The 24,035-nt window shown below is 65.4% G+C and carries 19 protein-coding genes; 8 read left to right on the top strand and 11 right to left on the bottom strand.

The features are described from left to right. Window positions 1-213: 213 nt before the first annotated feature. Window positions 214-501, top strand: a complete 288-nt coding sequence (locus CDA09_RS09580; RefSeq protein ID WP_121428413.1) for a hypothetical protein — start codon at window positions 214-216, stop codon at window positions 499-501. A 52-nt stretch (window positions 502-553) separates the two neighbouring features. Here CDA09_RS09580 and CDA09_RS09575 read toward each other — a convergent pair whose 3' ends face one another. From CDA09_RS09575 to CDA09_RS09560, 4 genes are all read right to left on the bottom strand, one after another. After that, on the bottom strand, window positions 554-733 hold the full coding sequence (locus tag CDA09_RS09575; protein ID WP_121428412.1) for a hypothetical protein: 180 nt from the start codon (window positions 731-733) through the stop codon (window positions 554-556). A gap of 134 nt (window positions 734-867) precedes the next feature. Continuing rightward, window positions 868-2,736, bottom strand: a complete 1,869-nt coding sequence (locus tag CDA09_RS09570) for a long-chain-acyl-CoA synthetase (protein ID WP_121428411.1) — start codon at window positions 2,734-2,736, stop codon at window positions 868-870. A 168-nt stretch (window positions 2,737-2,904) separates the two neighbouring features. Beyond that, a complete protein-coding gene (locus tag CDA09_RS09565; protein WP_121428410.1) occupies window positions 2,905-3,543 on the bottom strand; it encodes a TetR/AcrR family transcriptional regulator in 639 nt (212 codons plus the stop codon). Window positions 3,544-3,589: 46 nt separating this feature from the next. Beyond that, on the bottom strand, window positions 3,590-4,357 hold the full coding sequence (locus CDA09_RS09560; protein WP_121428409.1) for an SDR family oxidoreductase: 768 nt from the start codon (window positions 4,355-4,357) through the stop codon (window positions 3,590-3,592). A gap of 158 nt (window positions 4,358-4,515) precedes the next feature. On the opposite strand from CDA09_RS09560, the gene CDA09_RS09555 reads away from it, so the two are divergent. Next, the gene (locus CDA09_RS09555) at window positions 4,516-5,394 is read left to right on the top strand and encodes a cache domain-containing protein (protein ID WP_121428408.1); all 879 of its coding nucleotides are present in this window, start codon (window positions 4,516-4,518) and stop codon (window positions 5,392-5,394) included. Window positions 5,395-5,470: 76 nt separating this feature from the next. After that, on the top strand, window positions 5,471-7,930 hold the full coding sequence (locus CDA09_RS09550; protein WP_121428407.1) for an efflux RND transporter permease subunit: 2,460 nt from the start codon (window positions 5,471-5,473) through the stop codon (window positions 7,928-7,930). Window positions 7,931-8,032: 102 nt separating this feature from the next. On the opposite strand, the gene CDA09_RS09545 is transcribed toward CDA09_RS09550, so the two are convergent. From CDA09_RS09545 to CDA09_RS09515, 7 genes are all read right to left on the bottom strand, one after another. Continuing rightward, on the bottom strand, window positions 8,033-9,508 hold the full coding sequence (locus tag CDA09_RS09545; protein ID WP_121428406.1) for a class I SAM-dependent DNA methyltransferase: 1,476 nt from the start codon (window positions 9,506-9,508) through the stop codon (window positions 8,033-8,035). 8 nt (window positions 9,509-9,516) lie between these two features. After that, window positions 9,517-10,518: a virulence RhuM family protein/type II toxin-antitoxin system death-on-curing family toxin gene (locus CDA09_RS09540; protein ID WP_121428405.1), complete on the bottom strand. Its 1,002-nt coding sequence runs from the start codon at window positions 10,516-10,518 to the stop codon at window positions 9,517-9,519. 40 nt (window positions 10,519-10,558) lie between these two features. Next, on the bottom strand, window positions 10,559-12,106 hold the full coding sequence (locus CDA09_RS09535) for a restriction endonuclease subunit S (RefSeq protein WP_121428404.1): 1,548 nt from the start codon (window positions 12,104-12,106) through the stop codon (window positions 10,559-10,561). Then, window positions 12,106-12,510 (bottom strand): type II toxin-antitoxin system tRNA(fMet)-specific endonuclease VapC, encoded by a 405-nt coding sequence (gene vapC, locus CDA09_RS09530; protein WP_174718427.1) that lies wholly within the window; start codon window positions 12,508-12,510, stop codon window positions 12,106-12,108. The genes CDA09_RS09535 and vapC overlap by 1 nt, the downstream gene beginning before the upstream one ends. Further along, entirely contained in the window at window positions 12,507-12,737 is a 231-nt protein-coding gene (locus tag CDA09_RS09525) for a hypothetical protein (protein WP_121428403.1), read from the bottom strand. The genes vapC and CDA09_RS09525 overlap by 4 nt, the downstream gene beginning before the upstream one ends. Before the next feature lie 107 nt (window positions 12,738-12,844). Further along, on the bottom strand, window positions 12,845-15,628 hold the full coding sequence (locus CDA09_RS09520) for a type I restriction endonuclease subunit R (protein WP_121428402.1): 2,784 nt from the start codon (window positions 15,626-15,628) through the stop codon (window positions 12,845-12,847). A gap of 85 nt (window positions 15,629-15,713) precedes the next feature. Further along, window positions 15,714-16,385 (bottom strand): TetR/AcrR family transcriptional regulator, encoded by a 672-nt coding sequence (locus CDA09_RS09515; RefSeq protein WP_286164445.1) that lies wholly within the window; start codon window positions 16,383-16,385, stop codon window positions 15,714-15,716. 308 nt (window positions 16,386-16,693) lie between these two features. Here CDA09_RS09515 and CDA09_RS09510 point away from each other — a divergent pair, with 308 nt between their 5' ends. From CDA09_RS09510 to CDA09_RS09490, 5 genes are all read left to right on the top strand, one after another. Continuing rightward, complete coding sequence (locus CDA09_RS09510) at window positions 16,694-17,902, top strand: acetyl-CoA C-acetyltransferase (RefSeq protein WP_121428400.1); 1,209 nt, start codon at window positions 16,694-16,696, stop codon at window positions 17,900-17,902. 247 nt (window positions 17,903-18,149) lie between these two features. Next, a complete protein-coding gene (locus CDA09_RS09505) occupies window positions 18,150-20,330 on the top strand; it encodes a 3-hydroxyacyl-CoA dehydrogenase NAD-binding domain-containing protein (protein ID WP_121428399.1) in 2,181 nt (726 codons plus the stop codon). 145 nt (window positions 20,331-20,475) lie between these two features. Continuing rightward, on the top strand, window positions 20,476-21,564 hold the full coding sequence (locus tag CDA09_RS09500) for an acyl-CoA dehydrogenase family protein (protein WP_121428398.1): 1,089 nt from the start codon (window positions 20,476-20,478) through the stop codon (window positions 21,562-21,564). 14 nt (window positions 21,565-21,578) lie between these two features. Continuing rightward, the gene (locus CDA09_RS09495; protein WP_121428397.1) at window positions 21,579-22,808 is read left to right on the top strand and encodes an acyl-CoA dehydrogenase family protein; all 1,230 of its coding nucleotides are present in this window, start codon (window positions 21,579-21,581) and stop codon (window positions 22,806-22,808) included. A 17-nt stretch (window positions 22,809-22,825) separates the two neighbouring features. Continuing rightward, the gene (locus CDA09_RS09490; RefSeq protein WP_121428396.1) at window positions 22,826-24,004 is read left to right on the top strand and encodes a CaiB/BaiF CoA transferase family protein; all 1,179 of its coding nucleotides are present in this window, start codon (window positions 22,826-22,828) and stop codon (window positions 24,002-24,004) included. The last annotated feature ends 31 nt before the right edge of the window (window positions 24,005-24,035 follow it).

The following is a 24,035-nucleotide window of genomic DNA, read 5'->3' as shown; positions in this document are numbered from 1 at the left end:
TGCCGTTGCCGTTGCCGGCGATGGGGCAACGATGCCATAGCGGCATTGGTGCGGTAATCGTTCAAATCGACTAGGCATCACGGACGTTTCGCAATGCCTGCCTGCACCCTAGTCCGATCGAATGATGCGCGCCATGGACCGTAGCGGAAGCATCGCAGGCGCGAAAGCCGGCCGAGTTCGGCCGAGGCGACGCGTTTTCGAGGAGACAGCGACGTGGAAAACATCACTCCGTGGATCGGCCTTGTCGGCCTGATCGGACTTGCCGGCCTGGCCGGGATCAAATCACCGGTGACCGCTCATCGCCCCGGCGCGGCGATCCGTTTGCTGGCATTGCTGGGATTGGCCGGCTTGAGCGGCATCTGGGTAGAAGGCGCGGGTGCGATGGGCGCCTTTGGCGCGCTGGGGCTGTGGAACCACCAGTCAGCGCCCCTCGCGTTCTGGGGACGGTTGGGGTGGGCCGGTGTAGTCGGAGTGCCGTTCGCGATGGCCGCGATGATGTGAGTAGGCCCCCGCGCCGCGGGGGCTGAAATTGCCTGCCCGGCGATCCCTGCGGCTAGCGCATGGTCAGGGCCCCGAAAAACCGGTCGGGCGAAGCGCCGCTGACCATCATCGCACCCGGGCAGTGGTGCCCGGCGGCAGCGCAGTTCGCGACGTTGTCGGAGGCAGCCCCCTTGAACCACTGGGAGCCGAAGAAGGCGCACACGGCGCCCAATACGAGCAGCTTGATCGTCATTGTCTCTCTCCAGTCGGACCTCTGACGGGTCTCTCTATTGACTGATGCGATCGGCCGTTCCCGCGGGGCGGCGGCGGGGACGGCCTGTAACCCACGTTGCACCGCCGGGCAGCGGCGCACATCGTCCAAACGGACTATATGGCGACCCCCGTGACGGCACCGAACGGGGACAGACCGGCTTCTTCCAGGACCTCGGCCGAATACGGCAGGTAGGTGCGCTCCGTTTCGCTGCGGACATACAGAGGGTCGTCGAACGCGGCGGGGTCGTAACCCTGGCGCTGCAGATCGACCTTGCGCAGCTTGAAGGTGGTGGTGAGATCGGCCGCCCGCGACACGCGCACGAAGAGCGGCGCCGCGTAGCGCGGCAGGCGCGCCTCGGTCAGCGCATAGAAGCCTGCGGGATCGAACGCGTGCCCGTCCTGCATCACGATCGCCGCCATGCCCGCGCGTCCCTCGTGGCCGGGCACCTGCACCCCGTAGATGTTGATCAATTCCGCGCCGGGATAGTCGGCCAACGCATCCGCCACCTCCATCGTCGACACGTTCTCGCTCTTCCAGCGGAAGGTGTCGCCGATGCGGTCGACGAAGTAAAAATAGCCGTCGTCGTCGTAACGCAGCAGGTCGCCGGAGCTCCAGTAGGTATCCCCTTCGACGAAGACGTTGCGCAGGATCTTCTTGTCGGTCGCCTCGGCGGAGGTGTAGCCCTCGAAACGCCCGCCGCCGATGTCCGGGTGGTCGACGATGTAGCCGATGCCCTCCCCGACCTCGCCGGGCTGGCACAGCAGGTAGAAACCGCGCGCGTCGCGCACGTGCTCACCGCTTTCCAGGTCGTAGCGCACCAGACGGAAATTGGTCTTCTCCCAGTACGGCACGCGGCCGCAAGAGCCGATGCGGTTGTCGACGTTGATGAGGTTGGCGTTCGCCTCGGTCGAGCCCCAGCCCTCGAAGATCTGGACCGGCCCGAAACGCTCGACCCAGCGCAGCCACGATTCGGGCGTCAGGCCTGCGCCCATCATGCAGCGCAGGCCGTGTTCCCGATCCCGGCCCGAAGGCGGCTGGTTGAGCAGATAGCGGCAGATCTCGCCGATGTACTGGCACACGGTGATACCGTAGCGGCGCACGTCGTTCCAGAACTCGCGCGTGCTGAACTTCCTGCGCACCACGATGGCGGCGCCCGCCTTCAGCGCGGTGGAAGTGATCGAAGTCACCGCCGCGCCGTGGTAGAGCGGCAGGAAGCAGTAGAAGACGTCGTCGGCAACCGCGTCGATGGTATCCACCATCACGTCGCCGGACGACATCCAGCGCATGTGGCTGTAGAGGGCGGCTTTCGGCAAACCGGTGGTCCCGGACGTGAAAATCAGCAGCGCGGGCGTTTCGGCCGTGAGCCGGGCGCGCGGCTCGCGCGGGAAGGCATCGCGCTGCGCGTGTGCGACGGCGTCCGCAAACGCCGTGTCGCCGTCGTGGCGCAGGGCCGCCGGGGCCGGCTTTTCCGTATCGGGCAACAGCCATTGCATGACGACGGGCAAGCCGTCCGTCGCGGCAAAATTGGGCAGGCATTCCTCGCCGACGATCACCGCCTTCGCGCCGGTGGTCTCGACCGCATGCGCGAGGGGCCGGCCGCTGACCTGCGTGTTGATGAAGGCCGCCACGGCCCCCAGCTTGCTCACACCGAACCAGGCGAAGAAGAATTCCGGGCGGTTTTCGAGCGCAATCGCGCACACGTCCCCCGGCCCCAGTCCTCGTGCGTGCATCGCGTGGGCGAACTGGTTCGCCCACGCATCGACCTCGGCGTAGCTGTAGCGGGCATCGCCGTACACGAGGAAAGGCCGGTCGCCGTGCGCGCGCGCCTGCGCCTCGATGCGGTCGGCGGTGGTATACAGGTCGCGCGGCTTGATCAGCGCACTGCTCTGCGCACGCCGATCCAGCTTGGCCTGGGTCTCGTCCCGCGACACGATTTTGACGGAAGGCTGCGATGCCTTCCGGGCCGCGATACCGTTGTCCATGCATTGGTCTCCGTTATTGCTGTTCTCGTGCCCCTTGGCGCACACCATTGCGGCGTGGGGGCCGGAGTGCCGCCGGCATAAGACGCCGGCACTCGTAATGGAGCCCATCATTCACCCGGCGTGAAAGCGGAACATCGTCCGTTGAGACTAATGGCGGCTGCCGCGCCTTCAGGGCCGTTCAAGCACGCGGCGCACGGCTTCCATCACTTCCCGTTTGAGCAGGCCGTGGTCCACCTCGATGCCACGCACCGCGCGCACCGTGATGCCGAACAGGATCGCGCTGATCAGCTCGTACTGGACGGCAATCCGCGCTTCGAGGGCGTCGCCCGACAGCCCGCTGCCGATCAGGCGCAGGCTGCGGTAAGCGCTTTCGCGCGCCCGCCGGTCGAGCGCATGGACGCGCGCGGAGATGCACGGATTGCGCGCACCCTCGGCGAGAATTTCCAGTCGCAGGCGAGAGTTCTGCGGATCCGCGTACTGAAGGGCGATGTCACCCGAGCGCGCGACGATCGCATCGACGACGTTGTGATCGACGCGCACCGCGTCGTGGATTTCGAGCAAGGCATCGAGTTCGGTCTCCGCGATCGCGGTGACGATCTCTTCCTTGTTCTTGAAGTAATAGTAGATATGGCCCGCGCTGACCCCCGCCGCAGCGGAGATGTCGGCGATGCTCGCGCCATGAAAACCCTTGTCGCGGAAGCACGCCTCGGCCGCATCGAGGATTTGCCGGCGGCGAGCTCCCGGCCCGCTCCCCGGCATGTCGGCCGGATCCGGCTGCACCGGAGCGGGATGGGAGTCGTGCTTCACACTGGTCGCCGCTTGCCGTGGATGGTCGTCGCGCGGCGCGGTGCGATCAGAAGCGCTCAGGACGGTTCAGCGCATCGATGCCGCCGTCGACGAAGACCACCGTGCCGTGCATGAAGCTCGCCGCTTCCGACTGCAGGAAAGCGACCACGCGCGCGATCTCGTCCGGGCTGCCGTTGCGGCCCAACGGGGAGACGAAGTTGCGGATCGCCTCGCCATAGCGCGGATCCGACAGCGAAGCCTGCAGCAACGGCGTCTCGACCGCGCCCGGCGCAACCACGTTCAGGCGGATGCCGCGGCGCCCCCACTCGGCCGCCTTGCGGCGCGCGAACACGGTGACCGCGTACTTCGAGCCGGCGTAGGCCGCTTGCGGATTGCCCATCGCGTCGGCCTGCGCTTTCGCCGCCGCCTCGTCCCCGGCGAGCATCAGCTCGACCATCGGCAGCTTGTCGATACCCGGGTGTGCCGAGGCCACCGAGCCGATGAGGAGCGCCGCAGGCCGGCTGCCGCGCGCGAGCGCTTCTCCGAAACCGTCCAGCAGCTCACTCATGCCGAAGTAGTTGACGGCGACGATCAGCCCACAGGAACTCGCCGTCGGGCCCAGGCCCGCGCAGCACACGAGGCCGTCGAGGACGCCGCCGCAGGCCTCGAGCGCCGCGGCCACCGCCGCCTGCCGCCCTTCGGCGGTGGACAGGTCGGCGACGATATCCGCATCGCGGCGGTCGATGCCGATCACGCGATGCCCCGCCTGTCGCAGCTGCGCGCCGACGGCGGCCCCGATGCCCGACGCCGAGCCGGTTACGACGGTTACGGTCATGCAATTTCCTCCTGATGACGGCGATGCCGGAATTGGCGCTTTGCAGGAGTATCGGCCCCCGGTAAAGCGGCGGACATCGTCCAGCCGGACTACGAAGCCGATCGCGGACCGCCCTACAATCAGCCTCGCCGCAATCTTCTTTGGGAGGACGTCGCGACATGGCTCCGCTGAGAACCCTCATACTCGCCGCAGTGCTGGGCATTGCATTGAACACCATGTCGATCCATGCGGAAAATACCGCACCGGGCGGCGAGCAGGAACGAACGGCCATCGCGCGCACCCAGGCGCTGCTCGATCGCGCCGAGCGGCATCTGCGCGACAAGGGCGAACACGCGCTGGCGACCTTCAGCCAGGCGGGTGCATTCCAGGACGGCGACCTCTACGTCTACGTCCTGGATACGGACGGCAAGCTGATCGCCAGCGGCGGCTCGTCGAGCGCGCTGATCGGGCGCAACGTGCGCGACATGACGGATTCGGACGGTCGTTTCTTCTTCCGCGAGATGCTTGGCGGCGCCAAGACCGCCAGGACCGGAACCGTCGAGTACCGCTGGTACAACCCTGTGCACAACCGGGCCGAACCCAAGATCGCGACCTATCGCGCCGTCGGCGACCGCATCCTGGTCGTCGGCTACTACACCCCGAACGCGTCGATCGAGCTCGCCAAGTCCATGCTCTGGCGCGCAGTGCACGAGCTGAAGGTGCACGGCGACCACGCCTTCGAGCGCTTCAACAGCCTGAACGGCGGTTTCGTCCAGGACGACCTGTACGTGTTCGTGGTGGGACTGGAGGACGAACTGGTCTACGCACACGGCGGCAGTCCGCGTCAGGTGGGTCGCAAGGCGGGCGAACTCGTCGACGCCAAGGGCAAGTACTTCATCCGCGAGATGATCGCGCTGGCCAGGAGCAAGGGCGAGGGCGACGTGCGGTACGCATGGCGCAACCCCGCCAATCTGAAAGTCGAGAACAAGCACAGCTACGTCGTGCGCGTCGGCAAGTACCTCGTCGGCGCGGGCGCCTACGCCGGCCCAGTCCGGTGAGACCGTCGGGCGCCCTGCCGCATCCGCCCGCTTCAGGTCGCCACCCAGCCATCCGTCAGATTCACGGAGTTGCCTTATGAACGCCCCCCATACCTTGTCCAGAATCGACGCACTGGTCGCAGTGCTCGCCCGCATGCTCATTCGCTGGCGCAAGCCGCTGGGGGCCTTCTTCCTGCTCGTGACGCTCGGGTTGGGCTACTCAGCGCTGAGCACCCGCCTGGATCCCGGCTTCAACAAGCTGATCCCGCTCAAGCACGACTACATGGCCGCCTTTCTCAAGCACTCGACCACCTTCTCGGGGGCCAACCGCATCCTCGTGAACGTGCAGTGGAAAGGCGATGGCGACATCTACAACGCCGAGTTCCTGCCCATCCTGCGCAAGGTGAATGACGAAGTCTTCTTCACCCCCGGCGTCAATCGCGCCAGCGTGCGTTCGATCTTCGCCCCGAACGTGCGCTACATCGAAGTCACCGAGGAAGGCTTCACCGGCGACGTCGTGATCCCGGCGCGCTTCGAGACCGACGAACGGGGCCTCAACCAGGTGCGCGCCAACGTCGCGAAATCCGGCCAGATCGGCCGCCTAGTCGCGAACGATGTCAAATCCGCGCTGGTGCAGGCCGACCTGCTCGAAACCAACCCCGACACGGGCGCCAAGCTCGACTACGCCGAAGTCGCCCACAAACTCGAAGCCATCCGCAGCCAGTTCGGCAGCGACAAGGTCGATATCCAGATCGTCGGTTTCGCCAAGGTCATGGGCGACGTCATGGAAGGTCTCGGCACCGTCGTGACCTTCTTCGCGATCGCCTTCGTGATCACCTCGCTGCTGCTGTGGATGTACTCACGCTCGCTCAAGCTCACCGTGCTGGCCATCGCCGTCGCGCTGCTGCCGGTGATCTGGCTGCTGGGCCTGCTGCCGCTGATCGGCTACGGCATCGACCCGATGTCGGTGCTGGTCCCCTTCCTGATCTTCTCGATCGGCGTCTCGCACGCGGTGCAGATGACCAACGCCTGGAAGCAGGACGTGCTCGCGGGCGAGACGGCGCTGGAAGCCGCCGAAGGCGCGTTCCGCAAGCTCGCCGTGCCCGGCATCATGGCGCTGCTCGCCAATGCGCTGGGCTTTCTCGTGATCATGGTGATCGACATCCCCATCGTGCACGAGCTGGGCCTCACCGCCTGCCTCGGCGTCGCGCTGATGATCATGACCAACAAGATGTTCATGCCCATCATCCTGTCGCACCTGCACCTCGAACGCATAGCCCTGCACCAGCCCGTCGACAACAAGGAAAAGCACCCCGCCTGGTGGCGGCTCTCGGCGCTGTCGGAGCCGCGCCCGGCACTCACGACCTTCAGCGTAATGCTCGTCCTGCTTGCGACCGCCACCTATTTTTCCCGCCACTTGCAGACCGGCGACATCGGCAGCGGCGTACCGGAATTGCGCGCCGACTCCCGCTACAACCGGGACAACGCGAAGATCATCAACAGCTACTCCATCGGCATGGACGTGCTGTCGGTCTATGTCGAGACGGAGAACCTGACCGAAGCCTGCCTCAACTGGGACGTCATGAACGCCGTCGAGCGCTTCGACTTCCGCATGCGCGGCGTCGACGGCGTCCAGTCGGTGAGCACCGTCGCCGGTCTCGCGAAGCTCTTCGCCGCCGGCAACAACGAGGCCAACCCGCGCTGGGCGGCCCTGCAGCGCACCGAAGCCGCGCTGCGCACCGGCAGCCGCGCCGCGAACCCCGAACTGGGCCTCAACTCCGCCGGCTGCAAGACCATCCACCTCGCCGTGTACCTCAACGACCACCAGGGCCCGACGCTCAAGCACGTCGTCGATGAAGTGCGCAAGTTCATCGCCGAGGACAAGACGCCCAACGTCACCTTCCGCCTCGCCGGCGGCAACGCGGGCGTCGCGGTCGCCACCAACGAGGCGGTCGAGCGCGCCGAGGTGCAGATGCTCGCCTCGATCTTCGCGTCGATCTCGCTGCTGTGCTGGCTCACCTTCCGCTCCTGGCGCGCCGTGCTGTGCGTGATCGTGCCGCTGACCCTCGTAACCATCATGTGCAACGCGCTGATGGCGCTGCTCGGCATCGGCCTCAAGGTCGCCACCCTGCCGGTGATCGCGCTCGGCGTCGGCGTCGGCGTCGACTACGGCATCTACATCTACGAGCGCATGCAGCACGAACTGGCCGAACACGGCTACAGCCTGCGCGAAGCCTTCTACGAAGCGATGCGCCAGCGCGGCACCGCCGCCGTCTTCACCGCCGTGACGATGTCGATCGGCGTCGGCACCTGGGCCTTCTCGGCGCTGAAGTTCCAGGCCGACATGGGCGTGCTGCTCGCCTTCATGTTCCTGGTGAACGTGCTCGGCGCGATCTTCCTGCTGCCGGCGCTGGCTTGCTGGCTGGGCGTGGGGCGGCGCGAAGCCGCCGGCGCTGCGCAGCCCGCGCCCGCACCCACCACCCACGCGGAACCGTCCGGCGCGCGGTTCCCCCGCACGGGCGACAAGCGCGTGGCCGCGCAGCCCCTACGCTCCTGACCCGGCTTCTGCCGAAACGAACCAAGGGCGCCGCCGCAAGGTTGGCGCCCTTTTGATTTCGCTCAGCAACCTACCCGGTTCATCCAATTGACGGTATTCACGCTACAAGGCCGCCGCGACTTCCCGGAAGCTGTTCAACCCGGCCTCCAGGTTGTCGATGATCTCGCCGGCCAGTTCGTCGGGCTCGGGCAGGTTGTCGAGGTCGGCGAGGCTCTTGTCCTTGAGCCAGAATATGTCGAGGCTGGTCTTGTCACGTGCGACGATCTGATCGAAGCCGAACTTGCGCCAGCGGCCTTCCGGGTTGCTCGCCTCGTTCCAGGTTTCCTGGCGCTTGAAGCGGTTCGCCGGCTGATAGCAGGCGATAAAGTCCTGCAGATCTTCGAAGCGCAGCGGCTTCTTCTTCAGCGTGTGGTGGATGTTGGTGCGGTAGTCGTAGATCCAGACTTCCTTGGTCCACGCTTCCTTGCTCGCCGCGTGGTTGTCGAAGAACAGCACGTTGGCCTTGACCCCGTTGGCGTAGAAGATGCCGGTCGGCAGGCGCAGGATGGTGTGCAGGTCGGTAGTCTCCAGGAGCTTCTTGCGCACCGTCTCGCCTGCACCGCCTTCGAATAGCACGTTGTCGGGCACCACGACCGCGGCGCGACCGGTGGTCTTGAGCATGGTGCGGATGTGCTGCACGAAGTTGAGCTGCTTGTTCGACGTCGTCGCCCAGAAGTCCTGGCGGTTGTAGGTCAGGTCGTCCTTCTCCTGCTCGCCGTCCTCGTTGGTGAAGCTCATCGCGCTCTTCTTGCCGAAGGGCGGGTTCGCGAGCACGTAGTCGTAGGTCTGCGGCGTACTGGCGACCAGCGCGTCGTTGGGCGAAATCATGCTGTCGCCGTCGATCTCGCCGATGTTGTGCAGGAACATGTTCATCAGCGCGAGGCGCCGCGTGCCGGCGACGATCTCGTTGCCGAAGAAGGTCTCGTGCTTGAGGAAGGCCTTCTGCGCCTTGTCCATCGCATGCGCCGCAACCAGGAAATCGTAGGCCGCGAGGAAGAAGCCGCCGGTGCCGCAGGCCGGGTCGGCGATCGTCTTGCCGGGCTCCGGACGCACGCATTCGACCATTGCGCGGATCAGGGCGCGCGGCGTGAAGTACTGGCCGGCGCCGGACTTGGTGTCTTCGGCGTTGCGTTCCAGCAGGCCCTCGTAGATGTCGCCCTTGACGTCGGCGCCCATGGTCACCCACTGGGTGTCGTCGACCATGTCGATCAGCCGGTAGAGCTTGGCCGGGTCCTGGATCTTGTTCTGCGCCTTGGTGAAGATCGAGCCGAGCATGCCGGGCCGGTTGCCGAGCTCGCGCAGCAGCGTCACGTAATGCACTTCCAGCTCGGCGCCGCGTTTGGCCTTGAGGCTTTGCCAGTTGTATTCGGCGGGGATGCCGACCTTGCGGCTGTACGGCGGCTGGCTGTACTCGTGCGCCATCTTGAGGAAGATGAGGTAGGTCAGCTGCTCCAGGTAGTCGCCGTAGCTGACGCCGTCGTCGCGCAGCGTGGTGCAGAAACTCCAGACCTTGGAGACGATGGAGGCGGTTGCGTTCATGTTCTTGCTTAACTCCGGATCAGGTTCATGATCAGATGAACCATCAGTTCCTTCTGCGCCGGATCGCTCTGCGCCACCAGCAGGGCAATCGCGGCCAGCGCGTTGTCGTTGATCTTCAATTCCCCATCCGACTTCAAGTGGTGCCGGTTGCGTTGCAGGAACCAGATGAACAGAAAGGCGCCGATACGCTTGTTGCCGTCCGAGAACGGATGGTTCTTGATGACGAAATAAAGCAGATGGGCGGCCTGTTCCTCGATGCTCGGATACACGTACTCGCCGCCGAAGGATTGAAGGATATTGCCGAGAATGCCGGCAAAACTGTCGTCCTTCCGGTTGCCGAACAAGGCCGACGCCTCGCCGCGCCCGATCATGTCGGCCTTCAGCGCGGCGATGCCCGCCAGCGCTTCGTCCTCGCGGATCGCGTAGCGAATGGTCGTGGTGAAATCGTCCAACGGCAGGCGTTCGCTGTCGAACTGGTTGAGCAGCACGAAGGTGCGCGCATAGCCGGCGATCACTTCCACCAGTCCGCGTGCCTCCGGCAGGTTGGCCTGCTCGATCAGGTTTTGCTGGAAGAGCGTCAGCGTGCGTTCGAGCTGGCGGATGTTCTCCTGCTGCCTGGCCAGCCTCTGCTCGTTCAGCGCATACCCTTTGACGAGGTAGTCCTTGAGGATGCGGTTGGCCCAGATGCGGAAGCGGGTGCCTTCGACAGACTTGACACGGTAGCCGACCGAAATGATCACGTCGAGATTGAAGTGATCGACCTGGTAGGTTTTGCCATCCAGCGCAGTATGTGCAAATTTTGCACATACTGAATCGGCCGACAGCTCCCCTTCCGCAAAGATATTGCGCAAGTGTTTGCTCACCACCGATCGCTCGCGGCCGAACAGTTGGCTGATCTGCTGCTGCGTCAGCCAGACGGTTTCGCCGTCCAGCCGAACCTCGGTCGAAATCGAGCCGTCGGCCGATTGGTAAATGGCGATGGGGGCTTGGGTGGCGTCGTGCGTCGGCATGTGCTCGTCCTTTGAATAGCTGTATATCCGTACAGCTATTCTAGCGGGATTTTTCCCGTTTGCGAGGCTTCATGTCATTCGACTTTTCTGCACGGATGCGTTCGAGCAGCACCGAGGCGGGTTCGTCCTGCGGGTCCTGCGGCACTAGTTGGCCGGAGAAGGCCTTTTTCAGGATGGACTGGCGCAGGACTTCGGCTTGTTGCAGGGAGGTGGCGATGGTTTGGTCGAGCTGGTCGACTTCTGAGAGCTTGACTTCGAGCAGGAGTTCGATTTCCTTTTGCTCTGCCAAAGAGCAGAGAGGAATAGGGGCATCTCTACAAATTTCCAGTGTGAGATTGAATTGTCCGGCAGTAGCTTTCGACTTCTTCATCATGGCTCGTACTGTTGCATCGTAGGCCAGATATGCGGCGAGGAATCTATTGGAGACGAAATGGGTTCTGAAAATAGCGATCGCCTGATTGATATTCCATTCGGGATATGTACTTGGAACGATCGAAACTTTGCCGAGCGGGGGGCCAACAATGTTCATTAAAACGTCACCCGGAAACACCATTGAGCGCGCTAAAAAATTGCGATGTGTTTCCGCGCTGACAAACGTAGGATCGACCGAAAAATCTAGAAACCCGGTCCTCGTCAGGTTGTAGACCTTGATGAAAGGGATGTCGCCGTCACCGAAGAAAAGCAGTTCTTTGCTTGGCGTTGTGCCTTTCGTGATGAAGCCAGCAATTTCCTCTGCTCGAACGTAATTCCATTCCAGCGGCAGTACGGGCAATTCACCCAATTCGTCATCAGACAAAGGTGGAATCGCTTTCGGCGCTTTGGGTTTGCTACCTTGCTTGCCGCCGGCCTCCCAGTCGGCGAGCTGCTGCCGGTAGCGCTCGGCGCGCTCTTGCTGGATGCGCTTCAGCAGGGCGTCGGCGGTTTCGAGTTGGTCCCGATTGTCGGCGCGCCATTGGGCGGTGAGCTTGCCCTCGAAGGCGTGTTTGAGCAGGGACTGGCGATAGACCTTGAGCTGCGCCTGGGCCGTCTTCAGGCTTTCGATGCCCTTGTCCAGTTCGGAGAACAGTTCCTCAATCTTGGCGACGATGCGGTGTTGTTCCCTTGCGGGCGGGAGCGGGAGTTTGCAGGCACTCAGGTAAGGTGTCGTGACACGCCGCTGCCCCACAGCCCCGGACATGTTGTGCTCAGCCGCACGGCGAAAGCTCTGCGATGAAACGTAGTAGTAGAGATAGGCGGAGCTGATACCCGGATGGGCACGCAGCACGTGAAATTCGGTCGACCCGAAACCCAGCCCATTCCGCAGCGCCGGCACGACGGCCATCTTGCCGTTTTCCATGCAGGGCGTGATCTTGGCGAACAGGACATCGCCTTCGCGGAAGGGCGTGTACCCCTTTTTCACGTCGGCGAATTTTCGGATGGCGGTGACGTCGATGCCGCCCGATCCGGCTTCGACGGCGGACATTGGCACAAAGGATATTTCAAGATCGTCCGAAAACGCTGCCTTGTCGACCGTTGGATTGACGAGACAAACGCTCGAAACTTCGACCACTGCCCAACCATCCGGCAATTCTTCTACTTTCCCGCCCATCACGCCACGTCCCAATCTTCCAGCCGCAGTCCCGGCACCCAACCGAACTCTCCGGTGTTATGCGTGACCAGCGTCGCATCGTGGGCGCGGGCGATGGCGGCGATCAGCAGATCGTTCGGGCCGATCGCTCGCCCCTGGCCCGACCGGTCGGCACGAATGCGGCCGTAGTGTTCGGCACAGGCATCATCGAAAGGCAGGCTCTGCAGAGGAGCGAAAAACGCCTCGAGAAGGAGCAGATTGGCTTCCATGCGCTGACTGCGCCGGGCGCCGTGGAGGAGTTCGGCCTTGACGACGCTGCACAGCGCGATGTCGGCCGACGCATGTGCGCGGAAGTGGTTCTGGATGCTGGCGCTCCGCTCGTTCAGAAGATGGATGCAGACGTTGGTATCGAGCAGGTAAATCATTCGAGCTCCGGCCGCTCTTCGAACTGTCCCTGCGGTGGACGTTCCAGGGGGGCGCCTTCCCATTTTCCGAACAGGTCGAAATAGCCGTCCGGCCACCCTTCGCTGGCGCCGGTGTCGCGCTTGACCAGTTCGGCGAGGTAACGCGACACGCTCATGCCGGCGGCCTTGGCCTTGCGCTGGGCCTTTTCGGCGACGTCATCGGGGACGTAGCAATGAAGTTGGGTCATCTCGGGCGCTCGGTATATTTGCACTATGTGCATAGTAGCGGCGGATAGATCGCACCGTCCGTTTTGGCGCGCAAAATCGAATCGCGCCAGACTATTGGCGCAATTCCTCAGGCGACCAGCACGTCGTTCAACTCGTCGAGCAGCGGGTCCATGCGCGCGCCGAAGAGCTGGAACATCCGGCCCAGGCCGCCCTGGCCGTCGAACGGCGACATGTCGAGGTCGTCGCGCGCGATGTGGAAGGAGCTCGCGACGTGGTCGCGGACCATGCGCAACCAAGCCATCTGCTCTTCGTTGAACTTTTCGCTGCCGCCCGAATGCTGTTTCATGATCCAGTTCTGGAAATTGCGGCGCACCGTGTCGTCGAAGGTCGAGAGCTGGTCGTCCATGCCGCAGACGCGGCGGATCAGCGCGACCAGCGCCGAGAGTTCGCTGACCGGCTGCTCGCCCTTGTAGTCGTCGAGCTGGCGGTAGGCCTGCCAGACACGCAAGGGAGCAAGCTGGGGTTTATCGGCGCGCAGCTTGTCGAGTACCTGGCGGATCAGCTCGAAGCTGAGTTCGCGCCGGCGGTACGGTTGGCTGAAGAAGATGGTGAGGGCGGTGATGCTGTCGCGGTGCGCGTTCAGGTACTCGCCAAATTCATTCGCCAGCGCCTGCGCGTTACTCGCGGCGTTCTTGTCCCACTCGGCGCGCAGCACGGTGTCGAGGTTGTCGTGGTCGATGGTCTGTTCCTTGTCGCGCCGGATGGCGTCGATGAGTTCGACCAGTTCGCCATTGAAAACGCCGGCGGCGGCTTGCACGAGCTGCTCCTGCGCCTGCTGGCGTTTGGCATCGCCGGGGTCGCTGCCAAGCGGCTGGCCGGCGAGTTGCAGCGCCTTCGCCTCGACGTCGTCGGCGTCGATGGCGGCGAAAAGCTGGCCGACGAGCTGGGTCAGCGTAAGGCCGCCGGCGGCATCGCGGATGCGGCGCTGGTCATCGGTGTCGAGCTGCTTGTTGAGGCGCGCGAGCCGGCCCGCGAGCGAGGACACCGTGTCTTCGTCGCTCGCGCCCATCATCACCGCCATCGCCAGGTCCTTGAGCGGCACCGAGGGTTTGGTGATCAGCGGCTGGCTCGCGGTCTTGAGCGACTTGGTGACGCCGATCGCGTCGACGATCACGTAGTGCGTCTTGGCGCTGACGGCCGAGGGCGTGACCTTGCGCAGCTCGTCGAGGTCCAGCGTGCGCGTGCCGCGCCCCTTCATCTGCTCGAAGTAGTTGCGGCTCTTCACGTCGCGCATGAACAGCAGGCATTCGAGCGACTTGACGTCGGTGCCGGTGGCGATCATGTCCACGGTGACGGCGATGCGCGGGTAATAATCGTTGCGGAACTGGGCGAGCACCGACTTGGGGTCTTCGTCGATCTTGTAGGTGAGCTTCTTGCAGAAGGCGTTGCCCTCGCCGAATTCCTCGCGCACGGTCTGGATGATGTCGTCGGCGTGGCTGTCGGTCTTGGCGAAGATCAGCGTCTTCGGCACTTCCTGGCGGCCGGGGAAAATCTCAGGCAACTGGTCGCGGAACGTGCGGATGACGGTGCGGATCTGGTCCGGGTTGACGATCTTGCGGTCGAGCTGGGTGGCCGAATAGGCCTCGTTTTCGTCCTGCATTTCCCAGCGTTTCTTGCGGGTCAGCTTTTCGCGGCGCTCGACCTGCTGCTGGGCGCTGATCTGGGCACCGGCCTGGGTGATCTGCGTTTCGATGACGTAGATTTCATTGCCGACGTTCACGCCGTCGGCGACGGCTTTTTCGTGACTGTAGTCGCTGACCACGTTCTTCCTGAAGAAGCCGTAGGTGCGGTTGTCGGGCGTCGCGGTGAGGCCGATAAGGCTGGCGTCGAAGTAATCGAGCACCTGCTGCCAGAGGTTGTAGATCGAGCGGTGGCACTCGTCGATGTAGATGAAGTCGAAGAACTCCGGCGGGATCTTTTCGTTGTACACGACGGGCAGCGGCGCCTTCGGTTGCAGCAGCTCGGCCGGGTTCGTCTCCTCGGCGGCTTCGTCGAGCTCGCTGCCCTTGAGGATGGAATACAGGCGCTGGATGGTGCTGATGCAGACCTGGCTGTCCTTGGCCACATAGGAGGACTTCAGCCTCTGGACGTTATAGAGCTCGGTGAACTTGCGGTTATCGTCGAGCGGCACGTAGGACATCATCTCCTGCTCGGCCTGTTCGCCGAGGTTCCGGGTGTCGACGAGAAACAGGATGCGTTTGCCTTGCGCGTGCTTGAGCAGCCGGTAGATCGAGGTGATCGCGGTGTAGGTCTTGCCGGCGCCGGTGGCCATCTGGATCAGCGCGCGCGGTCGGTCGGCCTTGAAGGAGGCTTCTAGGTTGGTGATCGCGGTTTCCTGACAGTCGCGCAGGCGCAGTTCCTGCGCAGGTCGGTGCTCCGGATTGAGTTCAGGAATGTGCTGCAAGCGCTGGCGCAGGCTCGCACCTTGGGATAGCCACTCCTTGAGGGTTTCCGGACGGTGGAAATTGAACACCTCGCGGGAGCGGGGTTTGGGGTCGCGCACGTCGGTGAAGCGGGTGATGATGCCGGTGCTCTCGTAGAGGAAGGGCAACGGCTCCTTGTTGTTGACCCATTTCAGCTTGGCGACGGAGTAGCCCTCGGTTTGCTCCTCTACCTCGGTAATCTTGTGGCCGAGTTCCTCCTTCTTGGCTTCGATGACCCCAACCGCCTTTTTGTCGACGAACAACACGTAGTCGGCCGGGCCAACGTCAGTCTGGTATTCGCGCACGGCCTGCCCCTGGCCGACGTTGAGGTCGATCTTCTTTGCCGACTGAACGATCCAGCCCGCCTGCGCGAGCAGCGCGTCGATGTTGTCGCGGGCTTTCTGTTCGGGGGTCTGGTTTTCGGTCATCGCTAAACTGTTTGCCGCGTCAATAGCTTGCGATGATATATGAGGAAGGGGTAAGCAGGCCGACGCGACGGAATCCGGACGAGTTTCAGCTACCTGAATGTGGCAGATGTTCCTGCCCCACGGACTCCCCTGCCCCGTCGCGCGAATCGTTGATCGCCCGCGCAATCCGCACCATCATCGGCACCAGCGACGGCGATTGCAGCAGTTCCGGGCGTTCCTCGACGAGGGTCGCGAGGAGGGTGCGCATGCCGCGCACGAGCATGAAGGACGCGAGTTGGATGTCGGGCTCGCCGACCACGTCGGCGTGCTGCTTGAGCAGCATTTCCATGTTCGCGACGAGTTGCTCGGAGGTGCGCGGCCCGCGGCCGAGGCCTTGCGCGCGGCCGAACTGCATCTGGCGCGCGTAGCGGCGGTAGTAGTCGCGCCCCAGCGAATAGAGCCGCGTCTCGGTGCGCACCGTGTTGCGGAACAGCGCCTGCAGCATCTCGTCGAGGGACTTGCGGTGCAGCCGGAAGAGTTCCGGCGAGGCGGCCTCCGACTCCTCGTCCATGATGCGTTTGCTGATCTCGATGAGGATCGCTTCCTTGTCGGGGAAGTACTGGTACACGGCGCCGACGGACACGCCCGCCCGCGCCGCGATCTTGCGCGTGGTCACGGCATCGACGCCCTCCACGCGCAGGATCTCGCTCGCGGCTTCGAGAATGGTCTCGACCGTGAAGCGCGCGCGCGCCTGTGACGGGATCGCCCGCTGTTTCATGCCTTCGCTTGTCGCCTGCGCTGCCCCGCGCGCTGCCGCCTTGCCCATCGCCCCCCGTCTCCCCGCCGATGCGCGGCGCGGAGTTTGTTCGGTTTTCCGCATCGCACCAATCACATTATTTTTTCGATACTTACGAAGTATAGCCGAGCGTTGTTCGGCTTAACGCTCAGATTTCCGTCGCACACCGGCACCTGCCCTACGATGGCTTCCAAGCTCCTGTCCCAAGTCCCGCCCGCATGCAATACGCGGCGTCGGCATGGTGGCGACAGGCGAGTGTTTTCGACTCACGAACGGAATAAGGGACTGTCATGACGGACGTCTTCATCTACGACCACGTGCGCACGCCGCGCGGCAAGGGCAAGGCCGACGGGGCGCTTGCCGAGATCACCCCGGTGCAGCTCGCCGCGCAGATGCTGCAGGCGGTGCGCGATCGCAACCAGCTCGATTCGACACTGGTCGAGGACGTGTTCCTCGGCTGCGTGTGCCCGGTCGGCGAACAGGGCGGGAACATTGCCCGCGTCGCCGCGCTGGTCGCCGGCTTCGATGACAGCGTGCCGGGCGTGCAGGTCAACCGCTACTGCGGATCCGGCCTGGAGGCGGTGAACTTCGCGGCGGCCAAGGTCGCGAGCGGCCAGGTCGACCTCGCCATCGGCGGTGGCGTGGAGAGCATGTCGCGCGTGCCGATGGGCAGCGACGGCGGCGCGATGGCGCTCGATCCGCAGGTGGCCTTCAAGATGTATTTCACGATGCAGGGCGTGAGCGCCGACCTCCTCGCGACCCTGCACGGCTTCACCCGCGAACAGTGCGATGCCTATGCCGTGGAGAGCCAGCGGCGCGCCGCCCGGGCGTGGGCCAACGGCTGGTTCGCGCGCTCGGTAGTGCCCGTGAAGGACGTGCTCGGGCTGCCCGTACTGGCTCAGGACGAGGCGATCCGCCCGGATACGACGCTAGCATCGCTCGCCGCGCTGAAGCCCGCCTTCTTGGAGATGGGCACGCAGTACGGCTTCGACGGCGTGGCGTTGCTGAAATACCCGCAGCTCGAAGCGATACGGCACATGCACCACGCCGGCAACAGCTCCGGCATCGTCGACGGCGCCGCGGCGGTGCTGGTCGGCAACCGCGAGATTGGTGAACGCACCGGGCTCAAGCCGCGCGCGCGCATCCGCTCGGTGGCGACGGTCGGCTCGGAGCCGACGCTGATGCTCGACGCGCCGAGTTACGCGGCGCAGAAAGCCGTGCGCAAGGCCGGCATGAACGCATCCGACATCGGCCTGTGGGAACTCAACGAAGCTTTCTCCTCGGTCGTGCTGTGCCTGATGGAGCGTCTCGACGTGCCGCATGACCGCATCAACGTCAATGGCGGCGCGATCGCCATGGGGCATCCGCTGGGCGCGACCGGCGCCATGATCCTCGGCACCCTCCTCGACGAAATGGAACGCCGCCAGGTCGGCACCGGCCTCGTCACGCTGTGCGAGGCGGCCGGCATGGGCACGGCCACCGTCATCGAGCTCGTCTGAAACCGGGCAATCAGGAATATGACATCTGCTCGGTCACTGCATTCCTCCCCCTTCAAGGGGGGCGGAACCGAGGTTTCGGCGAGCACTGCTCGCCGCCTGTGGAGCGGCGAGGCGCAGCCGAGACTACCGGTTAGGAGGGGGATGGGTTTCTGCAGCGGCTGTTTAACCCATCCCCACCCCAACCCTCCCCTTGAAGGGGAGGGAGTGATCCGCAGCACACCGAAAAATTCAAGGAATCGACCCAATCATGACTGAAGTCATCCATATCTCGGTGGACGCCGACGGCATCGCCACCCTCCTCTTCGACCGCACCGACAGCACCATGAACACCATGGACATGAAGTTCATGGACGAGATGGAGGCGGCGGTCGAGCGTCTCGTCAGCGACGATAGCATCAAGGGCGCGATCTTCACCTCGGGCAAGCCGGTGTTTGCCGCCGGCGCGGATCTGAAGGGGATCGAGGCCTCGCTCGAAGTGCAGGACACGCCGGTCGCGGAGCGCCTGGCACGCAACGCCTCGCTGTCGAAGCTGCTGCGCCGCATGGAAACCTGCGGCAAGCCGGTGGCCTGCGCGATCAACGGCACGGCCTTGGGCGGCGGCACGGAGATCGCGCTCGCCTGCCACTATCGCGTCGCGGCCGACACCCAGGGCATCCAGCTCGGCCTGCCCGAGGTCCAGGTCGGCCTGCTGCCCGGCGGCGGCGGGACCCAGCGCGTGTCGCGCCTGATCGGCATCCAGGCCTCGATGCCGGTTCTCGTCGAAGGTCAGGCGCTGAGCGCAGAGAAGGCGCTCAGGATGGGCCTGATCCACAAGATCGTGCCGGCCGACCAGTTGCTGGCCGAAGCGCGGCGCTGGCTCGTCGAAGAAGGCGACGCGGTGCAGCCGTGGGACAAGAAGGGCTACAAGGTGCCCGGCGGCGCGGGTCCGATGTCGCCCGCGGTCGCGCAGATGCTGGTCGTGAGCAACGCGATGCTGCAGGCCAGGACCTTCCACAACCTGCCCGCGCCGAAGGCCATCCTCTCCTGCCTGTACGAAGGGCCACAGCTGCCGATGGACAAGGCGCTGGAGGTCGAGGCCAAGTATTTCACGCAGCTCCAGCTCGACCCCGTGTCGCGCAACATGATCCGCACCCTGTTCATCAACAAGGGCAAGGCGGACAAGCTGATGCACCGCCCGGAAGGCATCCCGAAGACCACGTTCCGCAAGATCGGGGTCGTCGGGGCGGGCCTCATGGGGGCGGGCATAGCCTACCACTGCGCAAAGCTCGGCATCGAAACCGTGCTCATCGACCGTGACCAGGCCGGCGCCGACAAGGGCAAGGCCTACTCCGTGAAGCGCCTCGAAAAGGACATCGCGAAGGGGCGCATGACGCAGGAGAAGGCCGACGCGATCCTCGCGCGCATCCATGCGACCACCGACTATGCCGGCCTCGCCGACGTCGAGCTGGTCGTCGAGGCCGTCTTCGAGGACCGTGCGATCAAGGCCGACGTGACGCGCAGGCTGGAGGCCGTGCTGCCGAAGGATGCGGTGATCGCGTCGAACACTTCGGGCCTGCCGATCACCGAGCTGGCCGGGGCCGGCGAACGGCCGCAGAACTTCATCGGCATGCACTTCTTCTCGCCGGTCGAGCGCATGCCGCTCGTGGAGATCATCCGCGGGCGCAAGACCTCGCCCGAAACGCTGGCGCGTGCGCTGGACCTCGTGCAGGCGATGAAGAAGACCCCCATCGTCGTGAATGACGGACCGGGCTTCTTCACCAGCCGCTTCATCGGCGCCTACGTCAACGAGAGCCTCGCGATGGTCACCGAAGGAGTGAATCCGGCGCTGATCGAGAACGCCGCGAAGATGGCCGGCATCCCGGTCGGGCCGCTCACGGTGTCCGACGAGATCGGGCTCGACACCGCCTATCACGCCAGCCAGCAACGCAAGAAGGACGAAGGCGCGGCCTTCAGGGAAACGCCCACCTTCCGCCTAGTCGAGATGCTGGTCGGCGAACTCGGGCGGCACGGGCGCAAGAACGGCAAGGGCTTCTTCGACTATGCCGCGGACGGTAGCAAGCAGCTGTGGCCCGGCCTCGCCGAGCTCTTCCCGCCGCTCCCCGAGCAACCGACGGTCGAGGAGGTGAAGGCGCGCATGCTGTACGCGCAGCTGGTCGACGCCGCCAAGGCGATGGCCGAGGGCATCGTGATCGACCCGGCTGACGGCGACATCGGCGCGATCCTCGGCGTCGGCTTCCCGGCCTACCTCGGCGGACCGTTCTCGATGATGGACACCGTCGGCATCGCGCAGGTCGTCGCCGAGTGCGACCGCCTCGCGGCGCGCTATGGCGACCAGTACGCCGCCCCGAAGCTGCTGCGCGACATGGCCGCGGAAGGCCGGACCTTCTACGGCCCGAAGCGCGTGACCCCGCCCGCGGCGGCGCGCTGACGGTCGCCGCCGTGTACACCGTCCATGACTATTCACCCGGCGGACAAATACCGTTCGGGCTGAGCCTGTCGAAGCCTGGGCACTGCCCTTCGACAGGCTCAGGGCGAACGGAGGCATTTGGTTGCCGCCCTGATAGGAGCACACCGTGAATTTCGATTTTTCCGACGACCAGCGCCTGCTGCAGGACGCGGTCCGCAGCATGCTCGCCGAGAACAGCACCTCGCAGGCGGTGCGCGAGGTGCTGGAGGGTCGCGCGAGCCACTGCGCGAAGGTCTGGCGCAACCTCAACGAGATGGGCGCGGCCACCGCGGCGCTCCCCGAGGCCTACGGCGGCGCCGGGCTCGGGTACCTGGAACTGTGCCTGGTGGCGGAGGAAGCCGGCCGCCACCTCGCCGCCGTGCCGCTGTCGTCGAGCATCTACCTCGCCACCGAGGCCTTGCTGCGCGCCGGCAACGACGCGCAAAAACAGCGCTGGCTGCCCGGCATCGCGCAGGGCGAGGTGATCGCCACCGCGGCCCTCGGGGGCAGCGAACGCTACCGCACGCCGAAGCCGCTCGCCTTCGACGGCCAATGCCTCGACGGCACCAGCCCGGTGCTGCTCGACGGCGCCATCGCGCAGCTCGCGGTCCTGCAGGTCGGCGCCGATCTGATCCTGGTCGACCTCAACGGCCCTGGCGTGAAGCGCACCGCGCTGCCGACGGTCGACCCCACGCGCCCGCTGGCGCAGATCGAGTTCACCGCCACGCCGGCCGAGCGCCTGGCGGCCGCCGATGGCGCAGCCGTCGCGCGCCGGGTGCTCGACGGGGCGGCCGTCCTGCTGGCATTCGAGCAGGTCGGGGGGGCGGCCCGTATCCTCGAACTCGCGCGCGACTACTCGCTCGAGCGCAAGGCTTTCGGCCGCCAGATCGGCAGCTTCCAGGCGCTCAAGCACAAGATGGCCGACATCTACACGCGCATCGAGCTCGCCCGCGCGCACGCCTACTACGGCGCCTGGGCGCTCGCCTCCGATGCCCCGGAACTGCCGCGGGCCGCCGCCGCGGCCCGCGTGGCCGCGACGCGCGCTTTCCTGTTCGCTGCGGAAGAAGGCATCGAACTGCATGGCGGCATCGGTTTCACGTGGGAGATGGATTGCCACCTCTACTACCGCCGCGCCCGTCACCTCGCGCAGGTGATCGGCAGCGAACACGCCTGGCGCGCCCGCCTCGCCGATGAACTGATCAAGGAGGCCGCATAAGCGGAGCACCCCTCATGGACTTCAAAGATACTCCCGAAGAAGCCGCGTTCCGCGAAGCGGTGCGCGCCTGGCTGGCTGCCAACGGACAACGGCGCACGCGCGCGGACGAAGTGTTCGGCGAAGGTCTAGCCGAGGCCGCGAAGCTCGCCCACGCCAAGGCCTGGCAGGCGAAGAAGGCCGCCGCCGGGTACGCCGCGATCACTTGGCCGCGCGAAGCCGGCGGTCTGGAGGGCACCGCGATGCAGCAGGTGATCTACCAGCAGGAAGAGGCTGCCTATCTCGTTCCGCAGATGATCTTCGAGGTCAGCATCGGCATGGGCCTGCCCACCGTGCTGCGCTGGGCCGCGCCTGAACTCAAGGCGCGCTTCCTGCGCCCCGGGCTGGCCGGCGAGGAGATCTGGTGCCAGCTCTTCTCCGAGCCGGGCGCCGGCTCCGACACCGGCGCGGTGCGCACCCGCGCGGTACGGGACGGCGACACATGGGTCGTGAATGGCCAGAAGGTGTGGACCTCATCGGCGCATTTCGGCGACTACGGCATCCTGCTCGCCCGCACCGACTGGGACAAGCCCAAGCAGGAAGGGCTGACGATGTTCATCGTCGACCTCAAGGCGCCCGGCGTCGAGATCCGCCCGATCCACCAGATGTCCGGCGACTCGGAATTCAACGAGGTGTTCTTCACCGACGTGCGGATCCCGGATCAATACCGGCTCGGCCCGGAGGGCGGCGGCTGGAAGGTGATGCTCAGCACCCTGATGCAGGAACGCCTGTCCGTGGGCGGCAATCTGCCGACCGACCTGCACGAGCACCTGATCGACCTCGCGCGGACCTGCACCTGGGACGAGCGCCCGGCGATCGAGGACGCGCGGGTGCGCGCGCGCATCGCCGATGCTTATCTCGACCAGCAAGGCGTCGCGCTCATCATCTCGCGCGGCCTGACCGCCTTGTCGAAAGGCAAGACGCCCGGCCCCGAGATGTCCGTCACCAAGCTCGTCGCCGCGAAGGCGATGCAGGACATCTCGTCCTTCGCGATGGAACTCGCCGGCACCGAAGGGCTGCTCGGTGCCGACGCACTGGGCGGCGACTGGCCCTACCTGCAGCGCCTGTGGCTCGGCTCGCCCGGCGCCCGGATCGCCGGCGGCACGGACGAGGTGCTGCGCAACGTGATCGCCGAGCGCGTGCTCGGGCTGCCGGGCGAGCTGCGCACGGATCGGAACGTGCCGTTCCGCGACCTCGATCGCGCCTGAGACGCAAGAGGACTCCCATGACGACGAAACCCCTCAGCGGCATCAAGGTCCTCGATTTCACGCAGCTCCTGCCCGGCCCGATGTGCACGCTGCAACTCGCGGATCTCGGCGCGGAAGTGATCAAGATCGAACCGCCGGGCCCGGGCGAGGCCGCACGCGGTCCCCTGGGTACCCCGATCTCGCATTTCTTCCAGGCCGTGAATCGCAACAAGCGCTCGCTGGCGATCGACCTGCGGGCGCCCGGCGCGCGCGACGTGATCCTCGCGCTGGTGCGTGACGCCGACATCCTCGTCGAAGGCTTCCGCCCCGGCGTGATGGCGCGCCTCGGCCTCGGCTACGACGCGCTCAAAGCCACCAACACCCGGCTCGTGTACTGCGCGATCAGCGGCTACGGGCAGAACGGTCCGCTCGCCGCGCTGGGCGGCCACGACATCAACTACCAGAGCTACGCTGGCATCCTCGAACAGAGCGCCCCCGCCGCGGGCAGCCCGCATCCGGGCAACTTCCCGATCGCCGATCTCGCCGGCGGCGCCCTCTCGGCGGCGATGGCCATCCTCGCCGCGCTGTTCGACGCGCAGCGCAGCGGCGAAGGCCGCTTCATCGACGTTTCGATGACCGATTGCGCGATGGCCCTCAACGTGCAGCCGCTCGCCGGTCTGCACACCTGGAAGCAGCCCATCCCCGCCGGGCACGACACGCTGAGCGGCGGACTGCCCTGCTACGGCACCTATGAAACGTCCGATGGCCGGCATCTCGCGGTCGGCGCGCTGGAGCCGAAGTTCTGGCAGAACTTCTGCCAGACCGCAGGCTGCCCCGAACTCGCCAGGAGCGGCTGGGCATCGGGCAAGGCCGGCCCCGCGGTGAAGGCGCAGGTCGCCGCGATCATCAAGGCGCGCACGCTGGCCGACTGGATCGCGGCCTTCGACGGCGTGGATGCCTGCGTCAGCCCGGTGCTGCGCATCGACGAGGTGCTGACGCATCCGCACACCACCGCCCGCGAGATGACCGTGCAGACCTCCTTGCCGGACGGCGGCAGCGCGCCCTACTTCGCCTTCCCCGTGAAGATGAGCAACTACCGCTTCAGCCTCGACCGCCCGCCGCCCACGCCGGGCGAGCACAACGCGGACATCCTGCACGAACTCGGCTGGGCCGCCGAGGCGATCGCACGACTCAAGGCCGACGGCGCGATCGCGTGACCGTCGGCCACAACAATGACACCGGAGACAC

This window comes from Azoarcus sp. DN11 (genome assembly GCF_003628555.1).
GTDB lineage: Bacteria > Pseudomonadota > Gammaproteobacteria > Burkholderiales > Rhodocyclaceae > Aromatoleum.
The sequence above is the reverse complement of the archived record's forward strand: the minus strand, read 5'-3'. Positions and strand labels throughout refer to the sequence as shown.